The sequence below is a fragment of the Sphingomonas sp. Leaf242 genome (assembly GCF_001422045.1).
Lineage (GTDB): Bacteria > Pseudomonadota > Alphaproteobacteria > Sphingomonadales > Sphingomonadaceae > Sphingomonas.
The window spans coordinates 273,192-298,720 of sequence record NZ_LMLW01000010.1 but is presented as its reverse complement, the minus strand read 5'-3'; the positions used below and the strand labels follow the sequence as shown (position 1 = coordinate 298,720).

20 protein-coding genes and 1 tRNA gene are annotated in these 25,529 nt (G+C 66.5%); 17 read left to right on the top strand and 4 right to left on the bottom strand.

Going from position 1 to position 25,529, the window contains the following annotated elements; all coding sequences use genetic code 11:
* Window positions 1–121: 121 nt before the first annotated feature.
* From ASF09_RS15525 to ASF09_RS15510, 4 genes are read left to right on the top strand one after another with little or no spacing between them, the layout of a single operon-like run.
* On the top strand, window positions 122–637 hold the full coding sequence (locus ASF09_RS15525) for a GNAT family N-acetyltransferase (protein WP_060527108.1): 516 nt from the start codon (window positions 122–124) through the stop codon (window positions 635–637).
* Between the two features lie 43 nt (window positions 638–680).
* On the top strand, window positions 681–1,247 hold the full coding sequence (locus ASF09_RS15520) for a DUF1285 domain-containing protein (RefSeq protein WP_060527022.1): 567 nt from the start codon (window positions 681–683) through the stop codon (window positions 1,245–1,247).
* Window positions 1,244–1,840, top strand: a complete 597-nt coding sequence (locus tag ASF09_RS15515) for a CoA pyrophosphatase (RefSeq protein WP_060527021.1) — start codon at window positions 1,244–1,246, stop codon at window positions 1,838–1,840. Before ASF09_RS15520 ends, ASF09_RS15515 begins: the two co-directional genes overlap by 4 nt.
* Window positions 1,831–3,009: a CCA tRNA nucleotidyltransferase gene (locus tag ASF09_RS15510; protein WP_060527020.1), complete on the top strand. Its 1,179-nt coding sequence runs from the start codon at window positions 1,831–1,833 to the stop codon at window positions 3,007–3,009. Before ASF09_RS15515 ends, ASF09_RS15510 begins: the two co-directional genes overlap by 10 nt.
* Before the next feature lie 73 nt (window positions 3,010–3,082).
* Here the strand turns inward: ASF09_RS15510 and ASF09_RS15505 are convergent, their stop codons facing one another.
* Entirely contained in the window at window positions 3,083–4,753 is a 1,671-nt protein-coding gene (locus ASF09_RS15505; RefSeq protein ID WP_060527107.1) for a putative bifunctional diguanylate cyclase/phosphodiesterase, read from the bottom strand.
* Window positions 4,754–4,846: 93 nt separating this feature from the next.
* Window positions 4,847–7,096, bottom strand: a complete 2,250-nt coding sequence (gene parC, locus ASF09_RS15500) for a DNA topoisomerase IV subunit A (protein WP_060527019.1) — start codon at window positions 7,094–7,096, stop codon at window positions 4,847–4,849.
* 40 nt (window positions 7,097–7,136) lie between these two features.
* Here parC and ASF09_RS15495 point away from each other — a divergent pair, with 40 nt between their 5' ends.
* The 6 genes from ASF09_RS15495 to purQ all read left to right on the top strand — a co-directional run bounded on the left by ASF09_RS15495 (window position 7,137) and on the right by purQ (window position 12,097).
* A complete protein-coding gene (locus ASF09_RS15495) occupies window positions 7,137–8,135 on the top strand; it encodes an alpha/beta hydrolase family protein (protein WP_327196592.1) in 999 nt (332 codons plus the stop codon).
* The gene (gene kynU, locus ASF09_RS15490; RefSeq protein ID WP_060527018.1) at window positions 8,132–9,346 is read left to right on the top strand and encodes a kynureninase; all 1,215 of its coding nucleotides are present in this window, start codon (window positions 8,132–8,134) and stop codon (window positions 9,344–9,346) included. Before ASF09_RS15495 ends, kynU begins: the two co-directional genes overlap by 4 nt.
* A 288-nt stretch (window positions 9,347–9,634) precedes the next feature.
* On the top strand, window positions 9,635–10,267 hold the full coding sequence (locus tag ASF09_RS15485) for a hypothetical protein (RefSeq protein ID WP_060527017.1): 633 nt from the start codon (window positions 9,635–9,637) through the stop codon (window positions 10,265–10,267).
* A 154-nt stretch (window positions 10,268–10,421) separates the two neighbouring features.
* Window positions 10,422–11,201, top strand: coding sequence for a phosphoribosylaminoimidazolesuccinocarboxamide synthase (gene purC, locus ASF09_RS15480; protein WP_056050712.1), 780 nt, complete (start codon window positions 10,422–10,424; stop codon window positions 11,199–11,201).
* Window positions 11,202–11,432 (top strand): phosphoribosylformylglycinamidine synthase subunit PurS, encoded by a 231-nt coding sequence (purS, locus tag ASF09_RS15475; protein ID WP_060527016.1) that lies wholly within the window; start codon window positions 11,202–11,204, stop codon window positions 11,430–11,432.
* Window positions 11,429–12,097: a phosphoribosylformylglycinamidine synthase subunit PurQ gene (purQ, locus tag ASF09_RS15470; RefSeq protein WP_060527015.1), complete on the top strand. Its 669-nt coding sequence runs from the start codon at window positions 11,429–11,431 to the stop codon at window positions 12,095–12,097. The genes purS and purQ overlap by 4 nt, the downstream gene beginning before the upstream one ends.
* 96 nt (window positions 12,098–12,193) lie before the next feature.
* Here the strand turns inward: purQ and ASF09_RS15465 are convergent, their stop codons facing one another.
* Complete coding sequence (locus ASF09_RS15465; protein ID WP_060527014.1) at window positions 12,194–12,955, bottom strand: queuosine precursor transporter; 762 nt, start codon at window positions 12,953–12,955, stop codon at window positions 12,194–12,196.
* A gap of 60 nt (window positions 12,956–13,015) precedes the next feature.
* Here ASF09_RS15465 and ASF09_RS15460 point away from each other — a divergent pair.
* The 4 genes from ASF09_RS15460 (at window position 13,016) to ASF09_RS15445 (ending at window position 16,245) form a co-directional block, all read left to right on the top strand.
* A tRNA-Arg gene (locus ASF09_RS15460) sits at window positions 13,016–13,092 on the top strand.
* A gap of 313 nt (window positions 13,093–13,405) precedes the next feature.
* On the top strand, window positions 13,406–14,572 hold the full coding sequence (locus ASF09_RS15455; protein WP_235529848.1) for a fumarylacetoacetate hydrolase family protein: 1,167 nt from the start codon (window positions 13,406–13,408) through the stop codon (window positions 14,570–14,572).
* A 4-nt stretch (window positions 14,573–14,576) separates the two neighbouring features.
* Complete coding sequence (locus tag ASF09_RS15450) at window positions 14,577–15,362, top strand: SDR family NAD(P)-dependent oxidoreductase (protein WP_060527012.1); 786 nt, start codon at window positions 14,577–14,579, stop codon at window positions 15,360–15,362.
* Window positions 15,346–16,245, top strand: coding sequence for an SMP-30/gluconolactonase/LRE family protein (locus ASF09_RS15445; protein ID WP_060527011.1), 900 nt, complete (start codon window positions 15,346–15,348; stop codon window positions 16,243–16,245). The genes ASF09_RS15450 and ASF09_RS15445 overlap by 17 nt, the downstream gene beginning before the upstream one ends.
* Window positions 16,246–16,289: 44 nt before the next feature.
* Here ASF09_RS15445 and ASF09_RS15440 read toward each other — a convergent pair whose 3' ends face one another.
* Entirely contained in the window at window positions 16,290–18,068 is a 1,779-nt protein-coding gene (locus ASF09_RS15440; protein ID WP_060527010.1) for an IlvD/Edd family dehydratase, read from the bottom strand.
* Between the two features lie 424 nt (window positions 18,069–18,492).
* Here ASF09_RS15440 and ASF09_RS15435 point away from each other — a divergent pair, with 424 nt between their 5' ends.
* The 3 genes from ASF09_RS15435 to ASF09_RS15425 all read left to right on the top strand — a co-directional run bounded on the left by ASF09_RS15435 (window position 18,493) and on the right by ASF09_RS15425 (window position 25,401).
* Window positions 18,493–20,046 carry an aldehyde dehydrogenase (NADP(+)) gene (locus tag ASF09_RS15435; protein WP_060527009.1) on the top strand — a complete coding sequence of 518 codons (1,554 nt, stop codon included), beginning with the start codon at window positions 18,493–18,495 and terminating at the stop codon, window positions 20,044–20,046.
* A gap of 345 nt (window positions 20,047–20,391) precedes the next feature.
* Window positions 20,392–23,559: a response regulator gene (locus ASF09_RS15430; protein ID WP_082444325.1), complete on the top strand. Its 3,168-nt coding sequence runs from the start codon at window positions 20,392–20,394 to the stop codon at window positions 23,557–23,559.
* 246 nt (window positions 23,560–23,805) lie between these two features.
* Window positions 23,806–25,401 (top strand): isocitrate lyase, encoded by a 1,596-nt coding sequence (locus ASF09_RS15425; RefSeq protein ID WP_060527008.1) that lies wholly within the window; start codon window positions 23,806–23,808, stop codon window positions 25,399–25,401.
* Window positions 25,402–25,529 lie beyond the last annotated feature (128 nt).

The following is a 25,529-nucleotide window of genomic DNA, read 5'->3' as shown; positions in this document are numbered from 1 at the left end:
ATGCGATGCCGATCTCCTACGCGAGTCTCACCCCCGGTTATTCTTGCGTTCAGCCTCGCCAAGGCTAAAGCGCGCTGCCCTCGCCGTTCATGCTCGGACGCCTTCGGGGCAGGAGATGCCGGTGATTACGCTCGTTCCCCTCGACACGATCAATCCGACGGCGGTCGAGATGCTGCTCGATGCCGCCTTCGGTCCCGATCGGTTCACGCGCACCGCCTACAAGATCCGCGGGCTTGGCAGGCCGATCGCCGCGCTGAGCTTCGCCGCAGTCGAGGACGGTGCGCTGGTCGGCTCGATCCAGTGCTGGCCGATCGCGCTGATCGACGACGACCGCGAGAGCCCGCTGGTGATGGTCGGTCCGGTCGCCGTCGCGCCGACCCGGCAGGGCGACGGCATCGGCCGCGGCCTCGTCGCGCAGGTCCTCGACGCCGCGGCTGCGAACGGCCTCGGCAACGCGCTCATGCTGATCGGCGATCCCGACTATTATGGCCGGTTCTTCGGCTTCACCGCAGACCGCACCGCCCGCTGGAACGCGCCCGGCCCGGTCGAGCGCCACCGCCTGCTCGCCCGCGGCGAAGCGGTCCCGGACGGCACCGGAATGCTGGGTCCGCGCCTGCCAGTCACCGCATCCGCATAAGCCGCCGCTTTACCTAGCCCCCCCGCCCGCCTAGTCCGCCGCCATGCCCATGGATCCCATCCCCGATATCGCCTCGCTCAGCCTCGCGGAAATCGCGCGGCTGGTCGAGGAAGCCAAGCTCCCGCCCGTCGAGAAATGGAATCCGACGCATTGCGGCGACAGCGAGATGCGGATCGCGCGCGATGGGACCTGGTATCATCAGGGCTCGCCGATCGGCCGCCCGGCGATGGTCCGGCTGTTCTCGACGATCCTGCGCCGCGAGCCCGACGGCAGCCACGTGCTCGTCACGCCGGTCGAAAAGCTCGATATCGAGGTCGAGGACGCCGCCTTCATCGCGGTCGAGATGAAGGCGGAGGGCAGCGGTCGCGACTCGAAGCTCGCCTTCCGGCTCAACACCGGCGATCTTGTCACCGCAGGCCCCGAGCATCCGCTGCGCTTCGTCGAGGATACCGACGGCCCTCGTCCGTACCTCGCGGTGCGTGGCGGGATGGAGGCGCTGGTCGTGCGCTCGGTCTATTACGAACTCGCCGAGCGCGCGATCGCCGACGACGCGACGCCCGCCGGGCTGTGGAGCGACGGCGCGTTCTTCCCGCTGGAGCCCGCTGCATGAACCTGACGGAACGGCTGACCGCGGCGCTGGCGAAGGGCGCCGGGTCGCACATGATCCTGCTGACCGGCGACCAGCATGACGGCGATCTCACCGCCGCCGACACGCTCCTTCCGGCCGCGGTGCTCATTGCGGTGACCGATCGCGCCGATCCCGGCGTGATCCTGACGCAGCGCACCGACACGATGAGCCGCCACCCCGGCCAGATCGCGTTTCCCGGCGGTCGGATCGATCCCGGCGAGGACGTCGTGACCGCGGCGCTGCGCGAGGCCGAGGAGGAGATCGCCCTCCCGCGCGACAAGGTCCGCGTGATCGGCGAGGCCGACAGCTATCGCACCGTCACCGGATTCCAGGTGACGCCGGTGATCGGCATCATCCCGCCCGACCTGGCCTTCACGCCGAGCGAAGCGGAAGTCGCGAGCGTCTTCGAAGTCCCGCTCGCGTTCCTGCTCGACGAGGCGAACCATGTCGAGGCGACGCTCGAATGGCAGGGCCACGACCGGCATTATTACGAGATCATGTGGAACGAGCGGCGCATCTGGGGCGCGACCGCGGCGATGATCGTCAACCTCGCGCGCCGTCTGAGGTGGTCTTGATACTCCCGGCTGCGCCGTGGCGCGACCGTGACGGCCTCGAAGCACTGACCAAGGTTCTCGGCGCGGCGGAGGGCGAGTCGCGCTTCGTCGGTGGCGCGGTGCGCGATACGCTGCTCGGGATCGACGTCGCCGATGTCGACATCGCCACCCGCCTGCCCCCGCAGGAGGTGATCGAGCGGCTCCAGGATGCGCGGATCAAGGCGGTCCCGACCGGCCTCGCACACGGCACGATCACCGCGGTCACGCCTGCGGGACCGGTCGAAGTGACGACACTGCGCCGCGACGTCTCGACCGACGGCCGCCATGCGATCATCGCCTATACCGACGACTGGCGCGAGGACGCGGCACGCCGCGACTTTACGATGAACGCGCTCTACGCCGATCCGGCGACCGGCGAGATCTTCGATTATTTCGGCGGCCTGGACGATCTGGCGGCACGGCGCGTGCGCTTCATCGGCGACCCGCTGCAGCGGATCGCCGAGGATCACCTTCGCATCCTCCGCTTCTTCCGCTTCCACGCCCGGTTCGGAACCACGATCGACGAAGCCGGGCTCGACGCCTGTACCGCACGCGCCAACGACCTGATGGCGCTCTCGCGCGAACGCGTCGCAAGCGAGGTGCTAAAGTTGCTGGTCGCGGCCAATGCCGTGCCGGTAGTCGCGCTGATGGTCGAGCGCGGCATTTTCCGCGCGGTTTTGCCGGAGATCGATGCGGCCGGTGCCGAGCGCCTCGCCCTCCTCGCCGACCGCGAGACGGACGCAGGCATTGCCCCGGACCCGATCCGCCGCCTCGCCATGACGATCGCGCCCGCCGCGGCCGAAGCCGTCGGCGCGCGTCTGAAGCTCTCGAACACCGACCGCAAACGCCTGATCGCCGCCACTGCCGGGCCGGGCACCGAAGGCCCGCAGGCACTCGCCTACCGCACCGGCATGACCGTCGCGATCGACCGCCTCCTGATCGCCGGCGAAGACGTCTCGGCCATCAAGGACTGGACGCCGCCCGCGTTCCCGTTCTCCGGCGGGGCGCTCGTGGAACGTGGGCTGCGCAGGGGGCCGGAGGTCGCCGCGATGCTTCGCCAGGTCGAGACGCGCTGGATCGCAGAGGGCTTTCCCGATGCAGCGAGGGTCGCGGTCATCGCGGATGGAATGGTCGCAGCAGCGGTACTTTAGGCGCCGCTTCCCCCACCCCGGCTCCAGCCTTCACCCCGGCGAGGCTGAGGTGACGACGATGCATTCGCCGGGTCTAGCCGGCCTCGGCGGGAACGATCATCGCATACGCCGCATCCGCTTCGAGCGGTCGCGCGTAGAAATATCCCTGCCCATAGGTGCACCCGAGCGCGGTCAGCGTCTGCGCCAGGTCGAACGTCTCGACGCCCTCCGCGGTCGTCTTCATGCCCAGCGCCTGCGCCAGGCTCAGGATCGCGCGGACGATCGAGACCTTGTCGCGGTCCGCGAGCATGCCGGTGACGAAGCTGCGGTCGATCTTGAGCACGTCGATCGGCAGCTTCTGGAGGTAGGCGAGGTTCGAATAGCCGGTCCCGAAATCGTCCATCGCGAGCGTCGTGCCGAGCGCCTTCAGCGCGTGCATCGTCTTCGCGATCCGATCCGGATCGGTGACGATCGCGCTCTCGGTCAATTCAAGCGTGAACCGGTCGCCCGCGAGCCCGGTCGACGCGAGCGCGGCCTCCACCACCGGCGCGATCGCGTCGCGCTGGAGCTGGATCGCCGACAGGTTCACCGCCAGCCGGACGCCGCAATCTCCGCCAAACCGCGCATCCCAGGCGGCCAGCGTTCGCGCCGCCTCGTCGATTGCCCAGCGCCCCAGCGGCACGATCAGCCCGGATTCCTCAGCCACCGGGATGAAGGTGGTCGGGCAATGCCGCTGACCGCTCGAATCGGTCCACCGCGCCAGCGCTTCGAACGAGACGATCCGGCCGCTGGAAAGATCGCAGATCGGCTGATACGCGAGCCGCAACTCGCGGTTCTCGATCGCCCGGCGCAGCGCGGTTTCCATGCTGAACTGCGCGCGCGCGATCGCGAAATCCTGTGGCAGATAACTCTCGGCGAGGCCGCTCGCCTTGGCGCGCTTCACCGCGAACTGGGCGTGTCGGATCAGCTCGGCGACATCGCTCGCGTCGTCCCCACCATAGGCGATACCCACCGAACACTCGACGCTGATCTCGTAGTCGGTCAGCCGGAACGGCGTGGTCAGCGTCCGCTGGATCCGTTCGGCGAGCGCGTGGGCTTCCTCGCGATCGTCGTCGATGGTCATCAGGATCCCGAACTGATCGCCGCCGATCCGCGCCAGCATGTCGCGTCCGCGCAACGCACCCTTGATCCGCCGCGCCACGGTGATCAGCAGCTCGTCGCCCGCCAACGATCCCAGGCACGAGTTCAGCCGACCGAACCGATCGATATCGACCGCGAGCACCGCGCTGATGCTACGGTCGGGCACGGTCTCGATCAGTTCCTCGAATCCCTCCCGATTCGGCAGCCCGGTCAGGCTGTCGGTCGTCATTTCGCGTCGGAGGCTGCGCTCGGTCTGGATCTGCGACGTCTGGTCGATGAAGCTCACGGTGCACCGGTCGTGCATCCAGGCGAACGTCCGCGCCATCGTCACGCGGTAATAGCGGCAATCGACCGCATCCCCCAGCGTCCAGTCGGTATCGATCCGCAGCTGCTGACTCTCGAGAAACGCCCGAATACGCGGTCCGAGGTCGACGATCATCGGCGATCGCTCGGCCACCACGCCGAGGCCCGCGAGACGGTAGGCCCGGTTCATCGCGAAGAGCTCGAAAGCCCCGTCGATGAGATGGATATGCACGGCCGGAATCGGAATGAGTTCCAGCGCGCGCGAAACCAGATCGGTCGCGGTCGTCAGGTGCGTCGTCGCATCCGGGGCTGTCGATGCCATACCGATTGCATACACGTCCTTCGTTAAGACGAACTGAAGGAACCGCATCGGTTCATTTCGTCATATCGCGTTAAGTCGTTGGTTTACGGTGCGCTAGCCAAAGCGATTATCGCGCGGAAACCCGGTCGGTGGCATTCTTCCGGCCGCGCCGCGCGCCGCGCGCCACGGTCCAAGGTCCGATTCGGTTCTGGTCCGACCGGTACCGCCGCCCATCGCCCAGCTCAGGCCCTCGGCGAACGTGAACGTGATCGCATCCGCCAGTCCTCCGTCGCGATAGCGTTGCAGCTGGAGCCCCTGCCCGCGCGTCATCTCGACCAGTTCGGCGAGCGGGAACACCAGCATCTTCCGGTTGTCGCCGATCGCAGCGACGTAATCGTCGTTGGGCCCGATCGGACGGACGATCTTCAGCTGCGCACCCGGCCGCGGCGTCATCACCGTCTTGCCCTTGCGGGTCTCGGCGATCACTTCGGCGCTGCTCACGGAAAAGCCGCGGCCGTCGGTCGCCACCACCAGCAGTTTGGGATGCTTGCTCGCGGGCAGCAGTGCGACGATCCCGACGCTGCCGTCGAGATCGATCATCGCGCGCACCGGCTCGCCGAACCCGCGCCCGCCCGGCAGCTTGTCCGCCGCCAGCGTATAGAACCGCCCGTTCTCCGCCGCGAGCAACAGCTTGTCCGTCGTCTGCGCATGGAACGCATAGGCCGGGCCGTCGCCTTCCTTGAACTTCAACGCCTCCGGGCTCGCCAGATCATTGTGCCCCTTCATCGCCCGGATCCAGCCGCGCTGCGACAGGATCACGGTGATCGGCTCGCGCTCGATCATCGCCTCGAGCGGAATGTCGCGTGTCGGCGCGTGCTCCTCGATCGTCGTGCGTCGTTTGCCGAGCACCGTTTCCAGCCCATAGCGATCGCGGATCTTCGCCATGTCGCGCTTCATCCGCGCGCGCTGCTTCTTCGGATCGGCGAGCAACGCCGCCAGCGTCGCCTGCTCCTTGTCGAGCTTGTCGCGCTCGGTCTTGATCTCGAACTCTTCCAGCCGCCGCAGACTGCGCAGCCGCATGTTGAGGATCGCCTCGGCCTGTCGATCGGTCAGCGCGAACTCGGCGATCATCACCTTTTTCGGCTCGTCCTCGGTGCGGATGATCTCGATCACGCGGTCGAGGTTGAGATACGCGATCAGATAGCCGTCGAGCAGTTCGACCCGGTCGGCGATCTTCGCCAGCCGGTGCTCGGTCCGCCGACGCAGCACGACGAACTGGTGATCGACCCACGCCGCCAAAGCCTCGCGCAGCGACATCACGCGCGGCGTGCGATCCTTGTCGAGCACGTTGAGGTTGAGGCTGATCCGCGTCTCGAGGTCGGTCAGCCGGAACAGCCCGTCCATCAGGATCTGCGGATCGACCGTGCGGCTGCGCGGTTCGAGCACGATGCGGATCTCGGTATCCGACTCGTCCCGCACGTCGGCGAGGATCGGCAGCCGCTTGGCGTTGATCAGATCGGCGATCTGCTCGATCAGCTTGCCCTTCTGCACGCCGTACGGGATCTCGGTGACGATCAGCTGCCAGCCGCCGCCCTTCTCGCGCTCGGTCTCCCAGCGCGCACGGACGCGGAACCCGCCCCGTCCGGTCGCATAGGATTCGCGAATGACGGCAGGCGGATCGACGACCAGCCCGCCGGTCGGGAAATCTGGGCCCTTCACGTGGCTCAGAATCGCCGCATCGTCCGCGTCGGGCGCATCGATCAGCACGATCGCCGCCTCCAGCAGTTCGGCGGCATTATGCGGCGGAATGCTCGTCGCCATGCCGACCGCGATCCCGCTCGCGCCGTTCGCCAGCAGGTTCGGGAACAGCCCCGGGAACAGCTCGGGCTCGTGATCCTCGCCGTTGTACGTCGGGCGATACGCGACCGCGTCCTCGTCGAGCCCATCCATCAGGTCGATCGCGACCTGCGTCAGCCGCGCCTCGGTGTAGCGATAGGCGGCGGCATTATCGCCGTCGATGTTGCCGAAATTGCCCTGCCCGTCGACCAGCGGATAGCGCATCGCGAACGACTGCGCCAAGCGGACCATCGCGTCATAGACCGACTGGTCGCCATGCGGATGATACTTACCGATCACATCGCCGACGACGCGCGCGCACTTCTTATAGCCTTGCGCGGGATCGAGCTTGAGCAGCCGCATCGCCCAGAGCAGCCGCCGATGCACCGGCTTCATCCCGTCGCGCACGTCGGGCAACGACCGCGCGGTGATCGTCGAAAGGGCATAGACGAGATACCGCTCGGACAGCGCGCTGTCGAAGGGGGCGTCGACGATGGAGTCGAACGGATCTTTGAAATCGGTGGCCATTGCGCGCAGCGATAGCAGCCGCGAACGAAACGATCAAAGCATGAACGCAACGAACCCTGCGGCATGCCGCGACGCGACGACATGCCCGCATGACGCGGTCGATCGAGCCCGCTACACCAACCCGATGATCCGCCTTGCCTTTCTCGCGATCGCCGCGATGTCCACGTCCGTCGTGGCGCAGACGCCCGCTCCCCCGCCGGCCAAGTTGCTGACCTGGCCCGACCTGACGAAGCGGCCGAAGCCGATGCCCGACGCGACGGTCGACTATGGCACCGACCCAATGCAGAAGGTCGACGTCTGGCTTCCGCGCGGCAAGGGACCGTTACCAGTGGTCGTGATGGTGCATGGCGGCTGCTGGACGACCAGCATCGCCGATCGCAGCCTGATGAACTGGATCGCCGACGACCTGCGGAACACCGGCGTCGCGGTCTGGAACATCGACTATCGCGGCGTCGACCGCACCGGCGGCGGCTATCCCGGCACGTTCGCGGACGCTGCGAAGGCTGCGGACCAACTCAAGGTCAGCGCCAAGACGTTCAACCTGGATACGCGCCACGTTCTCGCGATCGGCCACTCGGCTGGTGGCCACCTCGCGCTCTGGCTCGCTGCCCGCCCCAAGATCCTAGCGTCTAGCCCGCTCCATACCGCGCATCCGCTCCGTATCCGCCACGTCATCAGCCTCGGCGGTCTGCCCGATCTCGAAGCCACCGCGACCAACGCCAACAATGGCTGCGGCACCGAAGTCGTCGCGAAACTGGTCGGCACGCCCACGCCGCAGCATCCGGACGTCTACGCCGACACCTCGGTCCCACGCCTCGTGCCACTCGGCGTGAAGCAGGACCTGATAAACGGCCGCGAAGACCGGATCATCCCCTTCGTCATGGCTACCGACTATATCGCCAAGGCCGACGCGGCCGGCGACACCGCCACGCTCCACACCATCCCGGCGACCGGCCATGTCGAACTGATCGCGCCGGAAACGCCCGCCTGGGCCGAAGCCAAACGCCTGATCCTGTCCTATTTCGGAAAGACCCAGTGACACTCGAAGACGCCCGCGCACTCGACGCGACCGATCCGATCGCCGCATACCGCGACAAGTTCGCGCTCCCCGAGGACGTGATCTACCTCGACGGCAACTCGCTCGGCGCATTACCAAAGGCCACGCCAGCCGCGCTTGCCGACGTCGCCAACCGCCAATGGGGCCACCGCCTGATCCGAAGCTGGAACGAAGGTTGGATCGACGCCCCCCAGCGGATCGGCGCTAAGATTGCGCCCCTGATCGGCGCGGTCGCAGACGAGGTGATCATCGGTGACACCACCTCGACGCACCTTTTCAAGGCGTTGGTTGCCGGACTGCGTAGCAACCCGGAGCGTCACACGGTCTTGAGCGAGGCCGGCAACTTCCCCACCGACCTCCACATCGCTGAGGGTGCAGTCGCCTGCGTCCCCGGCGCGCGGTTGGAGGTCGTCGCCCGCGAGGACCTTGCCGCTTCACTCGACGACGACACCGCGGTGCTGCTGCTCACGCACGTGCACTACAAGACCAGCGACCGCTTCGACATGGCCGCCTGGACCGATCGCGCGCACGACGCCGGGGCGCTCATGCTCTGGGACCTGAGCCACAGCGTCGGCGCGGTCCCGATCGACCTAAACGGCGCGAACGCCGACCTCGCCGTCGGGTGCACGTACAAATACCTCAACGGCGGCCCCGGCGCGCCCGCGTTCCTCTACGTCGCCAAGCGCTGGCAGGAGGCGCTCGCCAGCCCACTCTCCGGCTGGATGGGCCACGCCGCGCCGTTCGCGTTCGAGGATGCCTACCGCCCCGCCCCCGGCATGAAGCGCTGGCTGGCCGGCACCCCCGCGATGCTCTCGACCGCAGCCCTCGAAACCGCACTCGATCTCTGGGCCGACATCGACCAGCACGCCGTCGCCACGAAAAGCGCTCGCCTGTTCGACTTGCTCGCCGTAGCCGGCGACGCGCTAGGCCTAGACTGCGTCAGCTCCCGCGATCCCGCCAAACGCGGCAGCCACATCAGCTTCCGCCACCCGCACGCCTACGAACTGACCCAAGCCCTCATAGCACAAGGCGTAATCGGCGACTTCCGCGACCCCGACATCCTCCGATTGGGCCTGACCCCCTTGTACCTCAGCCATGAAGACGTCTGGCGCGCAGGCGAGATATTGCGGGACACGGTGGAGACCGAAAGCTGGCGCGATCCGGCATATTCGCAACGGCTCGTCGTGACCTGAGCACGCTTGACGGCATATCCTAGTTTAATCGATAGTGTTTGGATAGATCACGGGGGACTGTCCATGAAGTGGGTTGTTAGTAGCGCCATCGCGTTGTCCCTGGCTGGGTGCAGCAAGGCCCCCGAAAGTAGCGCCGGAGAACCCGATATTGCCGGTAATTCCGTTGCCGGGGTTGCATTCGACTATAGCTATGACCTGACGCTTCCCTCGTCGCGGATCTCGGATCTGCAAGAGGAACATGCGCGCGCGTGCGAACGGCTCGGGGCAACACGCTGCCGTATAACGGGATTGCGCTACACGGTTGGGCAACAAGGCGACGTCAGCGCGAACCTGTCGGTCAAGATCGCGGCCCCGTTGGCGCGTGCCTTTGGTCGGGCCGGGGTGAAGCAGGCGGAGAGCGTCGGCGCGACGTTGACGGGGGCCGATATCAGCGGCACCGATGTCGCCACCGCCGCCGCGGCGACCGCCACCGAACGGACCGACGTCGCGGCCGAACGCGCTCGGATCGACCGCGAACTAGCCCGCGTCGATCTGTCCCCGCGCGAACGTGCCGAACTCCGCCAGCAACAGGCGGTCGCGCAGGGCCAAGCCACGGCGGCGGCCGCGACGGCATCCGAACAGCGCGAAAGTCTCGCCAATACGCCGATGTCGTTCAACTATACGACCGGCCGAGGGACCGGCCTGGTCGATCGCCTGCAGGATGCGGGCGACACGGCGCTGGGCTCGATCGGATTGACCGTGACGGCGCTGCTTTGGGTGCTGGCAGCGCTTGGTCCGCCACTGGTAGTGCTCTTGCTCGCCGTGCTGGTTTGGCGGCGTTGGATCCAGCGTTGGTGGACGGAATTGTCAGCACGCGTCGATCGCCGACTCACCGGACCACGCCCGACTGCCCATGACACGTCGTCACCGCCCTTGCGATGACGTCGGGTAGTTTTCCCGGGCAGTCATGCGCCGCGATTGCACCCCCCGCACCCTTCGCCTATAGGCGCGGCCTATTCCGGCCTCGGCTTCGCGAACGATCTCGCGTAGGCTGGGGCCGCTCGATTTTCATCGCTCGATTTCCAGGGGACCGCGCATGGCTCGCCGCCGCCAGATCTACGAAGGCAAGGCCAAGATCCTCTACGAGGGTCCCGAGCCGGGCACGCTGATCCAGTATTTCAAGGACGACGCGACCGCGTTCAATGCCCAGAAAAAGGGCACGATCAACGGCAAGGGTGTGCTCAACAACCGGATTTCCGAGCACATCTTCACGCTGCTCGATCATATCGGCGTGCCGACGCACTTCATTCGCCGCCTCAACATGCGCGAGCAGCTGATCCGCCAGGTCGAGATCGTGCCGATCGAAGTCGTCGTGCGTAACGTCGCCGCGGGCTCGATCTCGACCCGCCTCGGGATCGAGGAGGGCACCAAGCTGCCTCGCACGATCATCGAATATTACTACAAGGACGATGCGCTCGGCGATCCGATGATCTCCGACGAACACATCGCCGCGTTCGGCTGGGCGAGCCAGGAGGAGATGCACGACATCGCCGACCTCGCGATCCGCGTGAACGATTTCCTGTGCGGGCTGTTCGCCGGCGTCGGCATCCGCCTGGTCGACTTCAAGCTCGAATTCGGCCGCATCTTCGACAACGACTTTGGTCGCATCATCCTCGCCGACGAGATCAGCCCCGATGGCTGCCGCCTGTGGGACATGGAAACCAACGAGAAGATGGACAAGGATCGCTTCCGTCGCGATCTCGGTGGTGAAGTCGAGGCGTATCAAGAGGTTGCACGCCGTCTTGGCCTGTTACCCGAGGGTGCGGACAACGCCGTTCTCGACCTCGAAAAGCATCGCAAGAACCGGGGCAAGTAAATGAAACTCAAGGTTTTCGTGACATTGAAGCCCGGCGTGCTCGATCCGCAGGGCCGGGCGATCCATCACGCACTCGGCAGCCTCGGCTTCGAAGGCGTACAGGACGTCCGCCAGGGCAAGCTGATCGAACTGGAGGTCGCCGACGATACCGACGACGCGACGATCGACGGCATGTGCCGCAAGTTGCTCGCCAACACGGTGATCGAGAATTACCGGGTCGAGCGCGCATGAAAACTGCCGTCATCGTCTTTCCGGGCTCCAACTGTGACCGCGACATCGCCGTCGCGCTGGAGGCGGTGACCGGCGTCAAGCCGCTCATGGTCTGGCACGGTGATGCGGACTTGCCGGCGGATGTGGGTCTGGTCGCGGTCCCGGGTGGGTTCTCGTACGGCGACTACCTCCGCTCGGGCGCAATCGCGGCGCGGTCGCCGATCATGCGCGCGGTCGTCGAGCAGGCGGGCAAGGGTCTGCCCGTGCTCGGCATCTGCAACGGCTTCCAGGTGTTGACCGAAGCGGGACTCCTGCCCGGCGCGCTGATGCGCAACGAGGGGCTGAACTTCGTCTGCCGCGATGTTGCGCTGACGGTCGAGACGGCGAGTTCGACCTTCACCTCGGGCTACACCGCCGGCGAGCGTGTCTCCTTCCCGGTCGCACATCACGACGGCAACTACTTCGCCGACACCGAGACGCTCGACCGCCTCGAAGGCGAAGGCCGCGTCGCGTTTCGCTACGCCGAGAGCGTCAACGGTTCCGCACGCAGCATCGCCGGCTTGCTGAACGACAAGGGCAACGTGCTTGGCATGATGCCGCACCCGGAGCGTCGTATCGAGGCGGCGCACGGCGGCACCGACGGACGGCGCTTGTTCGAGGGCTTGCTCGAAGCCGTTAGCGCCTGACCCTTCGTCATCCTGGGCTCGACCCAGGATCCAGAGCCACGAGGGCATCCGCCTTTGGCTCTGGATCCCAGCGTTCGCTGGGATGACGGACGGCCATCAAACCCGAGTCCGGAACGGTGAGAAGTCCGTCCCTCGATCATACACATCGACACCCTCGCGGCGCTTCAGCCACCCCACCGCGACATACGTCAGCGGCGTCAGCAGCACCTCCCACGACACCTTCAGCAGGAACTGGCTGACCATCACCATCAGCATCGCCTCCACGGGCCAGTCCGGCGCGCCGTAGAAGGCGAGCGGGTAGAAGATCAGGCTGTCGAACGCCTGCCCCACGACCGTACTCCCGATCGTCCGCGTCCACAGCATCCGCCCCTGCGTCCAGATCTTCATCCGCGCCAGCACGAAGCTGTTGGCGAACTCGCCGACCCAGAACGCGCAGATCGACGCGAACACGATCCGCGGGACCTGTCCGAACACCGATTCGTATGCCGCCTGCCCGGTCCACCCCTTGTCGGGCGGCAACGCGACGACGACTGCCGACATGAATACCATGAACAGCATCGCGCCGAACCCTGCCCAGATGCAGCGCCGCGCCCGCGCGTAGCCGTAGACTTCGGTCAGCACGTCGCCGATCACATAGCTGACCGGAAAGAACAGGATCCCCGCGCCGAACGGCCATGCGCCGATGAACGGCAGGTCGATCACCGCGCGCTTGCCTGCGCCGATGACGTTCGACAGCAACAGGATCGTTACGAACGCGGCCATGACGAAATCATAATAGCGGAACTGCCCGCCCGACACGTCGCTCGCGGCGACTCCGATGGCGTCCGCCGCGACGCCCCTGCCCTGATCGATATCCATGCGGCGCGTTATGATGACGGTTCCAAGCGCGCGCAATCCACGCTAATCGGACTTCAGCGCGCGCCCGTAGCTCAGTTGGATAGAGCAAGGAGCTTCTACCTCCTCGGTCGGGGGTTCGACTCCCTCCGGGCGCGCCAATTGCCGCCGCCGGTCCCGTATCTCGCACGGATGATATCGTTACCGTGCCATGTGAGATCGCGTTCTGAGGCGACTGATCCTACACCTCGCTGGTACGATACATCTCGGAGGTATGCGCAGCGGACGATCCATTGCCCCCCTGCTATGGCCGTTCAAGCATCGGTCACAATCCAGGTTTACGGCAAAGATCGTATAATCGCGGTTGCGCGGGATGGCCCGGGGATAGCATAGCATCCGCAACGGCCAACCGGGACTTGACGACTCCGCCAAGCAACATACGGTAACGCTAACAATTTCGGAGAGGATGACATCGTGGACATCGCATTCGCATCGGCGCGGGCGTTGCCTGCCGATTGGGAACAGGCGGCCTTGCTCGGTCGGATCGACCTGGGTGACGGACCGACCCCGGTCATCGTCCGCGGGGGACGCGTGTACGACATGTCGTACGTGGCGCCGACCGTCGCGGCGCTGATCGAGACCGGCAGTTTCGATACGGCGGCCGGCACCGATCTCGGCCATCTCGACGACCTGTCGCTGTCGGTCGACGCGGGCGCGACGCCGCGACTGCTGAGCCCGATCGACCTTCACTGCGTCAAGGCGTCCGGCGTGACGTTCGCGGTCTCCGCGCTCGAACGCGTCATCGAAGAACGCGCCCGCGGCGATGCCTCGGCGGCGGCGGCGGTCCGCACGCGTCTCGAAGAACGCGTCGGCGGCAGCATCCGCTCGGTCGTGCCCGGATCGCCCGAAGCGGCCGCGCTGAAAGCGGCGCTGATCGAGGACGGGATGTGGTCGCAATATCTCGAGGTCGCGATCGGCCCGGATGCGGAGATCTTCACCAAGAGCCCGACGCTGTCGACGATCGGCTGGGGCGGCGAAGTCGGTATCCGCTCCGACTCGACCTGGAACAATCCCGAGCCCGAGGTCGTGCTGGTCGTCGACCGCAATGGCAAGACGATCGGTGCGACGCTCGGCAACGACGTCAATCTGCGCGATTTCGAAGGCCGCAGCGCACTTCTGCTCGGCAAGGCGAAGGACAATAACGCGTCCTGCTCGCTCGGGCCGTTCATTCGCCTGTTCGACGACAGCTTCGGGATGGACGACGTCCGCGCATCCGAGATCGCGCTGACGATCGACGGTGCCGACGGCTACCGGCTCGAAGGCAGCAGTTCGATGGACCAGATCAGCCGCGACCCCGAAGACCTCGTTCGCCAGGCGATGAGCGAGCATCAATATCCCGACGGCTTCGTGCTGTTCCTCGGCACGCTGTTCGCGCCGACGCAGGATCGCGACGAGCCCGGCCGCGGCTTCACGCATGCGGTCGGCGATGTCGTCACGATCTCGAACCCTAAGCTCGGCGCGCTGGTCAATCCGGTGACGACGTCGAAGGACGCCGCGCCGTGGAACTACGGGATCGGTGATCTCATGCGCAATCTGGCAGGTCGTGGCCTGCTGGCGCAAACCAAGAACCAGGGAGCGTAACCCCGTGCTGCAGAAGACCCAAGCCGCCGACCAGACGGCGATCTATCCCAGCCTCAAGGGCAAACGCGTCCTGATCACTGGCGGCGCGTCGGGGATCGGTGCCGGGCTGGTCGAGGCGTTCGCGCGGCAAGGTGCGCACGTCGCGTTCGTCGACATGGCCGAGGATGCCGCGCACGATTTGATCGCCACGTTGACGCCTGCGGTCGCGACCGCGCCGATCTTCCTGCCGCTCGACCTACGCGATATCGATGCGCTGAAGACCACGGTGGCGACAATCGAGAGCCAACTCGGTGGGATCGATATCCTGATCAACAATGCCGCCAACGACGATCGCCATACGATCGAGGAGATCACGCCCGAATATTGGGACGAGCGGATGGCGACCAATCTGCGCCACCTGTTCTTCGCAGGCCAGGCTGTGGTGCCGTCGATGAAGCGTGCGGGCGGCGGCGTGATCCTGAACTTCGGATCGATCTCGTGGCATCTCGCGCTGCCCGAACTGATGCTCTATCAAACCGCCAAGGCCGGTATCGAGGGCATGACGCGGGCGATGGCGCGCGATCTGGGCGGCGACGGTATCCGCGTGAACACGATCGTCCCCGGCAATGTCGAGACGCCGCGCCAGCTGAAATGGTACACCCCCGAGGGCGAGGCCGAGATCATCGCCGCGCAGTGCCTCAAGACCCGCGTCCAGCCCGCCGACGTCGCGGCGCTGGTGCTGTTCCTCGCCTCCGACGACGCGCGGATGTGCACCGGTCACGACTATTTCGTCGATGCGGGGTGGCGCTGAGATGCCGAACGACACGGTCGTCGCGACCAGCATCTGCGACGTCGCGGCAACGCTCGGCGAGGGCCCGATCTGGGTCGCTCGCGACAGCGCGCTCTGGTTCGTCGATATCAAGGCGCCCTGCGTCTACCGGTTCGATCCCGACTCGGCATCGCTGAACTCGTGGGAAGCACCCGATCAGGTCGGCTGGGTGATCCCTGAAACCGGTGGTGGTTTTCTCGCCGGTGTCCGCGGCGGGCTGCACCGGTTCGACCCGGCGACGGGGTCGTTCGATCTGCTCGCACCCGTTCACGTCGAGACGCCCGGCAACCGCCTCAACGACGCGGCACGCGCGCCCGATGGCCGGGTCTGGTTCGGCACGATGGACAATGCCGAGACCGCGATGTCCGGGCACGTCTATCACTGGCATGACGGCATGTTGACGCAGACCGACGTGCCGCCCGTCGCGATCACCAACGGCCCTGCGATTTCACCTGACGGCCGCACGCTCTACACGGTCGACACGCTCGGCAAGCAGATCGACGCGTGGACGGTCGGTGCCGATGGCACGCTCGACAATCGTCGTCCGTTCATCGTCGTGGGCCCCGACGATGGCCATCCCGACGGCGCGATCTGTGATTCCGAAGGCGGCGTCTGGGTCGGTTTCTTCGGCGGATGGGCGGCGCGTCGCTTTGCGCCGGACGGCACCTGCACCGATGTCGTGCGCTTTCCGGTCGCGAACATCACCAAGATCGCGCTCGGTGGCGCGGACGGCCGGACCGCCTATGCGACGACCGCGGCGAAGGGCCTCGACGCCGCAGCGCTTGCGGAACAGCCGCTCGCGGGCAACCTGTTCACCTTCCGCGTCACGGTCCCCGGCGTTCCGGTCGAGCCGGTCACGCTGTAAGACGCGGTCTGGCCATCCCGGCAAACGGGATGGCCGTACTGCGCTCAGTGGTTATGTCGCGGCGTTTTCGCGGAAATCCCACGATATTTCACGGCGAAGTCGAGCACGCCACCCTCGGCGAGCTGCCCGGTCTTTTCGCGGTACAGTTCCTCCCACGGCGTATTGCTTTCGGGCACAGGGGGCAGCCCCTCGCCCTTGCGTCGCGCGATCTCGTCCGGCGCGACCAGCGCATCGCACGTGCCCGCGACCAGATCGATCCGCACCACGTCGCCCGTCCGGATCCATGACAGTCCGCCGCCGACCGCGCTCTCAGGCGAGACGTTCAGGATCGACGGGCTGTCCGACGTGCCCGACTGCCGCCCGTCGCCGAGTGTCGGCAGCGCGAGCACGCCGCGCTGGATCAGCGCGTCGGGTGGCTGCATGTTGACGACTTCCGCCGAACCCGGCCAGCCGATCGGCCCCGCGCCGCGGATCACCAGGATACAGCCCTCGTCGATCTTGAGCGCGGGATCGTTGATCCGGTGGTGATAATCGTCCGAGCCCTCGAACACGATCGCCCGCGCCTCGAACCGATCTTCCGCCCCCGGCGTCGAGAGATAGCGCGCGCGGAACGCCGGCGAGATCACCGACGTCTTCATGATCCCGAAGTCGAACAGGTTGCCCTTGAGCACCAGGAAGCCGGCCCGTTCCATCATCGGCGCGTCGAACGGCTTGATCATCTCGCGGTCGCGCGTCTCGCGCCCGGCGATGTTCTCACCGATCGACCGGCCGGTGACGGTCAGGCAAGACGTGTCGAGCTTTCCGCCTGCGATCAGCTCGTGGAGCACCGCGGGCACGCCGCCGGCGCGGTGAAAGCGTTCGCCGAGATACTTGCCCGCCGGCTGCATGTTGACCAGCAACGGCAGGTCGTAGCCATGATCCGACCAGTCCTCCGGGTACAGCGTCACGCCAGCATGCTGCGCCATCGCCATGATGTGCGGCTGCGCGTTGCTCGACCCGCCAATCGCGCTGACCACGCGGATCGCGTTGAGGAAGCTGTCGCGCGTGAGGATCTTCGACGGGCGCAGATCTTCGTACGCCATCTCGACGATCCGCCGGCCGGTCTCGTACGCCATCTGCCCGCGCTCGCGGTAGGGCGCGGGGATCGCCGCGCACCCGGTCAGCGACAGACCCAAGGCCTCCGCCACCGCGTTCATCGTCGACGCCGTGCCCATCGTATTGCAATGCCCGGCGGACGGCGCGCTGTCGGTCGCGCGGTTGAGGAACTCCTCCTCGTCGATCTCGCCCGCGGCCAGCTTGCGCCGGCTCCGCCAGATCACCGTGCCGGAGCCGACGAGTTCGCCGTCATGCCAGCCGTCGAGCATCGGCCCGCCCGACAGCACGATTGCCGGGATATCGACGGTCGACGCCGCCATGATCCCGCTCGGCGTGGTCTTGTCGCACCCGGTGGTCAGAACGACGGCATCGATCGGATAGCCGTAGAGCGTCTCGACCAGCCCCAGATACGCCAGGTTGCGATCGAGCGCCGCGGTTGGACGCCGGCAATTCTCGAAGATCGGGTGGACCGGAAACTCCATCGCGATGCCGCCAGCGTCACGGATGCCGTCGCGCGTGCGCTTGGCGAGTTCGAGATGGATGCGGTTGCACGGCGACAGGTCGCTGCCCGACTGGGCGATGCCGATGATCGGTCGGCCCGAACGCAGTTCCGCCGGGGTCAGCCCGTAGTTCATGAAGCGTTCGAGATAGAGCGCGGTCATGTCCGAGCGGGCGGGATCGGCGAACCAGTCGCGCGATCGGAACTGCCTTACCGGTACACGGTCCACTGCAAACTCTCCTGAACGCCATTCTTCGATGGGAGCGCTACCGCGACGGCCGCCATGCGGTCAAGCGTGGACGCACCCGCGTAAAACGCCGCCCCGGTGCGGCATCCGATTGATCGCATACCAGATATTTGTCGGGCAGGACACGGCGGTCCGCCCCACTGCTCGCAGAACGTGGCGCAGGCCCGATGCTCGCGGGAAGCATGCTGGCACGCGATCGAAGAAGCTACGTTCGCCAAGAGCGTAACCGTCATGCGCCCGATCCTCCTTTCGCCGTGCGTATTACCCCGCAATTGCGGACCCCGCCGGCAGTCCTTGGCTTGCGTGTTATCGGTCACACCCTTATTTCGCCTGCGACACCAAGCGATCCGCTACCAAAATGTCGCGACGCGGCCGATGCGCGTCACGACCGACCTGGAGAATTGAAATGGACGGCACCTTCCCGATCGGCGCACGCGCCGTAAGCAGCGACGTCACCTTCCTGGCGATCGACCCGTCGACCGACGCGAAGATCGAGCCCGCCTTCGCGGTGTCGAGCGAAGCCGATGTCGCCGAGGCCTGCAAGCTCGCCGAGGCCGCCTTCGACATTTTCCGCGAGATCGATCCCGAAGCTCGCGCCGTATTCCTGGATACGATCGCTGACGAGATCGAAGCGATCCACGAGCCCCTCGTCGCACGCGCGATCCAGGAGAGCGGCCTGCCCCGGCCACGTCTCGAGGGTGAGCGCGGTCGCACCACCGGCCAGCTTCGCCTGTTCGCCAAGCATCTGCGCGCCGGCACTTGGGCCTCGGTCGTGATCGACGAGGCGCAGCCCGACCGCAAGCCGATGCCACGCTCCGACCTGCGCCAGCGTCGCATCGCGGTCGGTCCGGTCGCGGTGTTCGGCGCGTCGAACTTCCCGCTCGCCTTCTCGGTCGCGGGCGGCGACACCGCCTCCGCACTCGCCGCCGGCTGCCCGGTGGTGGTCAAGGGCCACCCCGCGCATCCCGGCACGTCGGTAATGGTCGGCAAGGCGATCCAGGCCGCAGTTGCCAAGTGCGGCCTGCCCGAAGGCGTGTTCTCGCTGGTCCAGGGTCCGGCGAACGAACTCGGCGCAGCGCTGGTCAAGGACGCCCGCATCAAGGCGGTCGGCTTCACCGGCTCGCGCGGCGGTGGCTTGGCCCTGGTGGCGCTCGCCGCGGCGCGTCCCGAGCCGATCCCGGTCTATGCCGAGATGAGCAGCATCAACCCGGTGATCCTGTTCCCGGCGGCGCTCGCCGCGCGCGGCGAAGCGCTCGGCAAGGCGTATGTCGGTTCGCTGACGATGGGTTCGGGCCAGTTCTGCACCAACCCCGGCATCGTCGTCGCGGTGGATGGTCCTGACCTCGACACCTTCGTCGAAGCCGCCGCCGCTGCGCTTGGCGAAGCCGCGCCGCAGGTCATGCTGACGCCCGGCATCCATGCAAGCTACGACCAGGGCGTAGCCGCGCTTGCCGGTCACGACGCGGTCGAGACGCTCGCCCGCGGCACCGAAGCCGAGGGCGCCAACCGCGGTCGTGCGGCGTTGTTCTCGACCACCGGCAAGGCGTTCGTCGCCGACCCGGCGCTGTCGCACGAAGTGTTCGGGGCGGCCTCGATCATCGTCCGCTGCACCGATCTCGCCGAGGTCCACAGCGTGCTCGAGAAGATCGAAGGCCAGCTGACGATCACGCTCCAGATCGACGAAGGCGATTACGCCGACGCCACTGCGCTCGTGCCGACGCTCGAGCGCAAGGCCGGTCGTATTCTGGCGAACGGCTGGCCGACCGGTGTCGAGGTCGCGCCGGCGATGGTCCACGGCGGGCCGTTCCCGGCAACGTCCGACCCGCGCACGACCTCGGTCGGCACTGCGGCGATCGAGCGCTTCCTGCGCCCGGTCTGCTACCAGGACCTGCCCGACGCCCTGCTGCCCAAAGCGGTCAAGCACGGCAACCCGCTCGGCCTGCCGCGCACCGAGGGGTGATGGGTCCGGGAGTTGCTTGACGGCAACTCCCTCTTCCTTGTTCTCCCGCGAAGGCGGGAGCCCAGACTGGGTCCCCGCCTTCGCGGGGAAACATGTTTAGCTCCATTAAGTGTGAGCCGCTAAGCGCCGCGCACCTTGAACCGCGCACCACCCCGGCGAAGGCCGGGGTCCAATTGGGTGACATCGCTAACGGAGCACTGTCCTTCGTTATTGCCACCTTTCCAATTGGGCCCCGGCCTCCGCCGGGGTGGTTTAGGAATTGTGGTAGCCCGCACCCTGCAACCCTATCGCCGCTAACCATCCGTATTTATTGACACGCGTGCGCCACAAACCCACTAGTCCGGCATGACAACTCCAGACTCGTCGCAAGTCTCGTCGCGCACCGTTATCCTGCCCTCCGACCTCGGCAGCTACATCGACGACCTCGCCGCCGCAGGGCATGGCGATGCCACCGCGATCGTCCGTACCGCGCTCGAACGGATGCGCGAGCGCGACACCCCGCCAAGTCCTGCCGAAATCCTGATCGGCGGCGGCGAATGCGGGATGCTGGTACGCCAGCGCGACTGGAGCGCGACCTCGCTCGGCCCGATCGACTCGTGGGCCGCCGAACTCCGCGTCACGCTCGCCAACATCCTCAACTCGCCCGTCGCCAAGGTCGTGATGTGGGGCCCCGAGCACATCATGCTCTACAACGATAGCTATCGTGCCGTCGCGGGCGACCGCCACCCCGCCGCGCTCGGCAGCCCGGTCGCGACCGCGTTCCCCGAAGTCTGGGACTGGAACCGCGGCGTCCTCGATGCGGGCCTGCGCGGCGAGATCGTGGCGTACCGCGACCAGCCGATCCTGTTCCAGCGATCCGATGGCCCCGAGACGCTGACGCTCGACCTGTTCTACACGCCCGTCTACTGCGCCGGCGTCCCCGCTAGTGGCACCACTGCCAGCACCGTCGGCGGCGTCCTCTGCACGATGGTCGACAACACCGGCCGGGCCGAAGCCGAACACCGCCTCGCCGCCAGCGAGGCCGAACTGCGCCGCGTCACCGATGCGGTGCCGATGCTCATCTCGTACGTCGACCGCGACCATGTCTACCGTCTCGCCAACGCGCAATATGACGAATGGCTCGGGATCGACCCCGAGGCGATGATCGGCAAACCGGTTCGCGAGGTTCTCGGCGAAGCTGCCTACGAGAATCGGCGCCCATCGTTCGATCGCGCGTTTGCCGGCGAGAGTTTCACCACAGAAGCGATCTTCCCGCATCTGGACGGCCGCCCCCGCCGGTCCGAATTCCGCTACGTGCCGCATATCGCGGCGGATGGCTCGATCCCCGGCATCTATATTCTCGGCATCGACGTCGAGGAGCGTGCCGAACGCGAGGCCGCGGTCGGCATCAGCAACGGCCGCTTCCGCACCGCGATGGACGCGGTCCACGGCGTGCTCTGGACCAACAGCCCGGACGGCCGGATGATCGGCGAACAGCCCGGCTGGGCCGCGCTCACCGGCCAGTCGATCGACGCCTACCAGAATTTCGGCTGGGCCGACGCGATCCATCCAGACGACGTCGCCTCGACGATCAAGGCCTGGACCGCCGCTGTCCTCAGCAAGTCGATGTTCGTGTTCGAGCACCGCGTCCGCCGCCACTGCGGCACATGGCGCACGTTTGCCGTCCGTGGCTTGCCGATCCTCGACGAGGCCGGCGAGGTCCGCGAATGGGTCGGCGTCCATACCGACATCACCCACCAGCGCGCCGCCGAAGCCGCGTTGCGCGAACAGGCCGAGGCGCTCGCGCGGCAAGTCCGTCACCGCGAACGCGCCGAGGACCAGCTCCGCCAGCTCAACGAGACGCTCGAAGCGCGCGTCATCCGCGAGATCGACGAACGCCGCCAGGCGGAAGCCAAGCTCGCCCAGTCGCAAAAGATGGAAACCGTCGGCAAGCTCACCGGTGGCGTCGCGCACGACTTCAACAATTTGCTGCAGGTCGTTTCGGGCAATCTCCAGCTGCTCGGCAAGAACCTTGCCGGCAACGCGCGTGCCGAACGCTGGGTCGAGAATGCGATGGCCGGCGTCTCGCGCGGGTCGAAGCTGGCTGCGCAACTGCTCGCATTCGGCCGCCGCCAGGCGCTCGAGCCCAAGGTCGTCAACGTCACGCGGTTCGTACGTGGGATGGACGACATGCTGCGTCGCGCGATCGGCGAAGGCATCGAGATCGAGACCGTGGTCGGCGGTGGCCTGTGGAACACCTTCATCGACCCCGCGCAGATCGAGAACGCACTGCTCAACCTCGCCATCAACGCGCGCGACGCGATGGAGAGCCAGGGCAAGCTCACCATCGAACTCGGCAACGCGCATCTCGACGACGCCTATGCACAGGGTCATGACGAGGTCGAAGCCGGGCAATATGTTATGTTGGCGGTCTCCGACACCGGCACCGGCATGACTCCCGAGATCATCGAGAAGGTCTTCGAACCGTTCTTCTCGACCAAGAGCGAAGGCAAGGGATCGGGCCTTGGCCTGTCGATGGTCTATGGCTTCGTCAAACAGTCCGGCGGCCATGTGAAGATCTATTCGGAGGTCGGCGAAGGCACGACGATCAAGCTCTATCTGCCGCGCGCGATGGAAAGCGAGGACGTCGAGGTCGTCGCGGATGCCAGCCCGATCTGCGGCGGCACCGAGACCGTGCTCGTGGTCGAGGATGACGACGAGGTCCGCGGCACCGTCGTCGAGTTGCTCACCGATCTCGGCTATAGCGTGCTGAAGGCGGTCGACGCCGCGAGCGCGCTGAACGTGGTCGAGAGCGGCGTGCCGATCGACATCCTGTTCACCGATGTCGTGATGCCCGGCACGCTGAAGAGCCCCGAACTCGCGCGGAAGGCGAAGGAACGCCTGCCCGATCTCGCGGTGCTGTTCACCTCGGGCTATACCGAGAATTCGATCGTCCATGGCGGCAAGCTCGATGCGGGTGTCGACCTGCTCTCGAAGCCGTACACACGGGAGGCGCTCGCGCGGAAATTCCGCCAAGTGCTCGCCAACCGCCAGCGTTCGGGAAGCCCGGCGGCCAAGGCCGCGCGCGACTCCCGGATCGACGCGGACCGCCGCCTCGACTCGCCCGCCCGCCGCACCGTGCTGCTGGTCGAGGACGATGCGCTGATCCGCGCCAACACCGCCGAGATGTTGCAGGGCAGCGGCTTCGTCGTCGTCGACGCGGCAAGTGCGGAGGACGCGATGACCGCCCTCCAGACCGTGCCGATCGATGCCTTGGTGACCGACGTGAACCTGCCCGGCGTGTCCGGGCCGGACTTTGCACGGACCGCGCGGGCTCTGCGCCCGGGCGTCGGCATCGTCTTTGCGACCGGAGACACGGCTTCGGTTGCGGACGAGACCGATGCGATCATGCTGGAGAAGCCGTACGGGCTCGACGCACTGGCCGCGGCTGTGCTGGCATCGCTCGGCGAAACGGCATTGGCCGACCCGCTCACGTCGCCAGCCAACTCCGACCGGGTTACCAAAGCCGACTGACGCATCCTCCGTCACCCCGGACCTGTTCCGGGGTCCACCGTTCCGCACGCTTATCATTGGCGAGCGTGGGGAATGGTGGATGCCGGAACGAGCCCGGCATGACGGACGGACCTGTAACGTTCTTCACAACTCTACAGACGACGCACCGGCGCAACCGACACCAACACCTCGCCGCTCTGTGCATTTCCGACCGAAATCCTGTCAACAACCGTACACGACGATCAACGCAGCAGCGAAGGATCGCCCGTGACCTACCAGACCCACATCGCCCAGTTGACCAACCTCATCGCCGACCAGAACGGCACCTGGGACGCGATCTCAACCGAGTCGGTCGCGCGGATGCGGCTCCAGAACCGCTTCGCTACCGGTCTCGACATCGCCCGCTACACCGCCGCGATCATGCGCAAGGACATGGCCGCCTACGACGCGGATCCGACGCACTACACCCAGTCGCTCGGCTGCTGGCACGGCTTCATCGCGCAGCAGAAGATGATCAGCATCAAGAAGCATTTCGGCACCACCGACCGCCGGTACCTCTATCTTTCGGGCTGGATGGTCGCAGCGATGCGGAGCGAATTCGGCCCGCTGCCTGACCAGTCGATGCACGAGAAGACCAGCGTCCCCGCGCTGATCGAGGAACTCTACACCTTCCTCCGCCAGGCCGACGCACGTGAGCTCGGCATGATGTTCCGCGACGTAGACGCCGCGCGAGCCGCCGGAAATGCGATCGAGGAACAGCGCCTGCTCAACGCGATCGAAAACCACCAGACGCACGTCGTGCCGATCATCGCCGACATCGACGCGGGCTTCGGCAATGCGGAAGCGACCTATCTGCTCGCGCGGAAGATGATCGAGGCAGGCGCCTGCGCGCTCCAGATCGAGAACCAGGTCAGCGACGAGAAGCAATGCGGGCACCAGGACGGCAAGGTCACGGTGCCGCACGAGGACTTCCTCGCGAAGGTGCGTGCGTGCCGCTACGCGTTCCTCGAACTCGGCGTCGAGGACGGCATCATCGTCACGCGCACCGACTCGCTCGGCGCCGGCCTCACCAAGCAGATCGCGGTCAGCAAGGCAGCCGGCGACCTCGGCGACCAGTATAACTCGTACCTCGACTGCGAGGAGATCGACCCGGCGACGGCGCAGAACGGCGACGTGATCCTCAACCGCGACGGCAAGCTGCTCCGCCCCAAGCGCCTGCCCTCGAACCTGTTCCAGTTCCGTGCTGGCACCGGCGAGGATCGCTGCGTGATGGACTGCATCGCCTCGCTACAGAATGGCGCCGATCTGCTGTGGATCGAGACCGAAAAGCCGCATATCGAGCAGATCGCCGGCATGGTCGACCGCATCCGCGCAGTCGTGCCCAATGCGAAGCTCGTCTACAACAACTCGCCGAGCTTCAACTGGACGCTGAACTTCCGCCAGCAGGTGTTCGACGCCTGGACGGCCGAGGACCAGGACGTCTCCGCCTACGACCGCGCGCGCCTTATGAGCGTCGACTATGACGGCACCGCGCTTGGCAACGAAGCCGACGAGCGCATCCGCACCTTCCAGGCGGACTCGGCAAAGCGTGCGGGCATCTTCCACCACCTGATCACGCTGCCGACCTATCATACAGCTGCGCTCTCGACGGACAATCTCGCCAAGGAGTATTTCGGCGATGCCGGCATGCTCGGCTATGTGAAGGGCGTCCAGCGCAAGGAAATCCGCGAGGGGATCGCCTGCGTGAAGCACCAAAACATGTCCGGCTCGGATCTGGGCGACGACCACAAGGAGTATTTTGCGGGTGAGGCTGCGCTGAAGGCTGGGGGAGCGCATAACACGATGAACCAGTTTGCGGCGTGATGTCCAAGCCGGAGCGCAAGCTCCGGCGCGGACCTGCATCACGCCCGGCCGGCGGGGCCAAAAGCCTCGTCCGACTTAGTCTATCCTGAGCGCCTGCATTAGCAGGCAGCCGAAGAGCGGCTTAGCCA

Bases quoted from the DNA above. Each gene is read 5' to 3' on its own strand.
- ASF09_RS15520 (WP_060527022.1), top strand. From the start codon at position 681: ATGCCCATGGATCCCATCCCCGATATCGCCTCGCTCAGCCTCGCGGAA.
- ASF09_RS15515 (WP_060527021.1), top strand. From the start codon at position 1,244: ATGAACCTGACGGAACGGCTGACCGCGGCGCTGGCGAAGGGCGCCGGG.
- ASF09_RS15505 (WP_060527107.1), bottom strand. From the start codon at position 4,753: ATGGCATCGACAGCCCCGGATGCGACGACGCACCTGACGACCGCGACC.
- parC (WP_060527019.1), bottom strand. From the start codon at position 7,096: ATGGCCACCGATTTCAAAGATCCGTTCGACTCCATCGTCGACGCCCCC.
- ASF09_RS15495 (WP_327196592.1), top strand. From the start codon at position 7,137: ATGAACGCAACGAACCCTGCGGCATGCCGCGACGCGACGACATGCCCG.
- purC (WP_056050712.1), top strand. From the start codon at position 10,422: ATGGCTCGCCGCCGCCAGATCTACGAAGGCAAGGCCAAGATCCTCTAC.
- purS (WP_060527016.1), top strand. From the start codon at position 11,202: ATGAAACTCAAGGTTTTCGTGACATTGAAGCCCGGCGTGCTCGATCCG.
- purQ (WP_060527015.1), top strand. From the start codon at position 11,429: ATGAAAACTGCCGTCATCGTCTTTCCGGGCTCCAACTGTGACCGCGAC.
- ASF09_RS15465 (WP_060527014.1), bottom strand. From the start codon at position 12,955: ATGGATATCGATCAGGGCAGGGGCGTCGCGGCGGACGCCATCGGAGTC.
- ASF09_RS15445 (WP_060527011.1), top strand. From the start codon at position 15,346: ATGCGGGGTGGCGCTGAGATGCCGAACGACACGGTCGTCGCGACCAGC.
- ASF09_RS15435 (WP_060527009.1), top strand. From the start codon at position 18,493: ATGGACGGCACCTTCCCGATCGGCGCACGCGCCGTAAGCAGCGACGTC.
- ASF09_RS15430 (WP_082444325.1), top strand. From the start codon at position 20,392: ATGACAACTCCAGACTCGTCGCAAGTCTCGTCGCGCACCGTTATCCTG.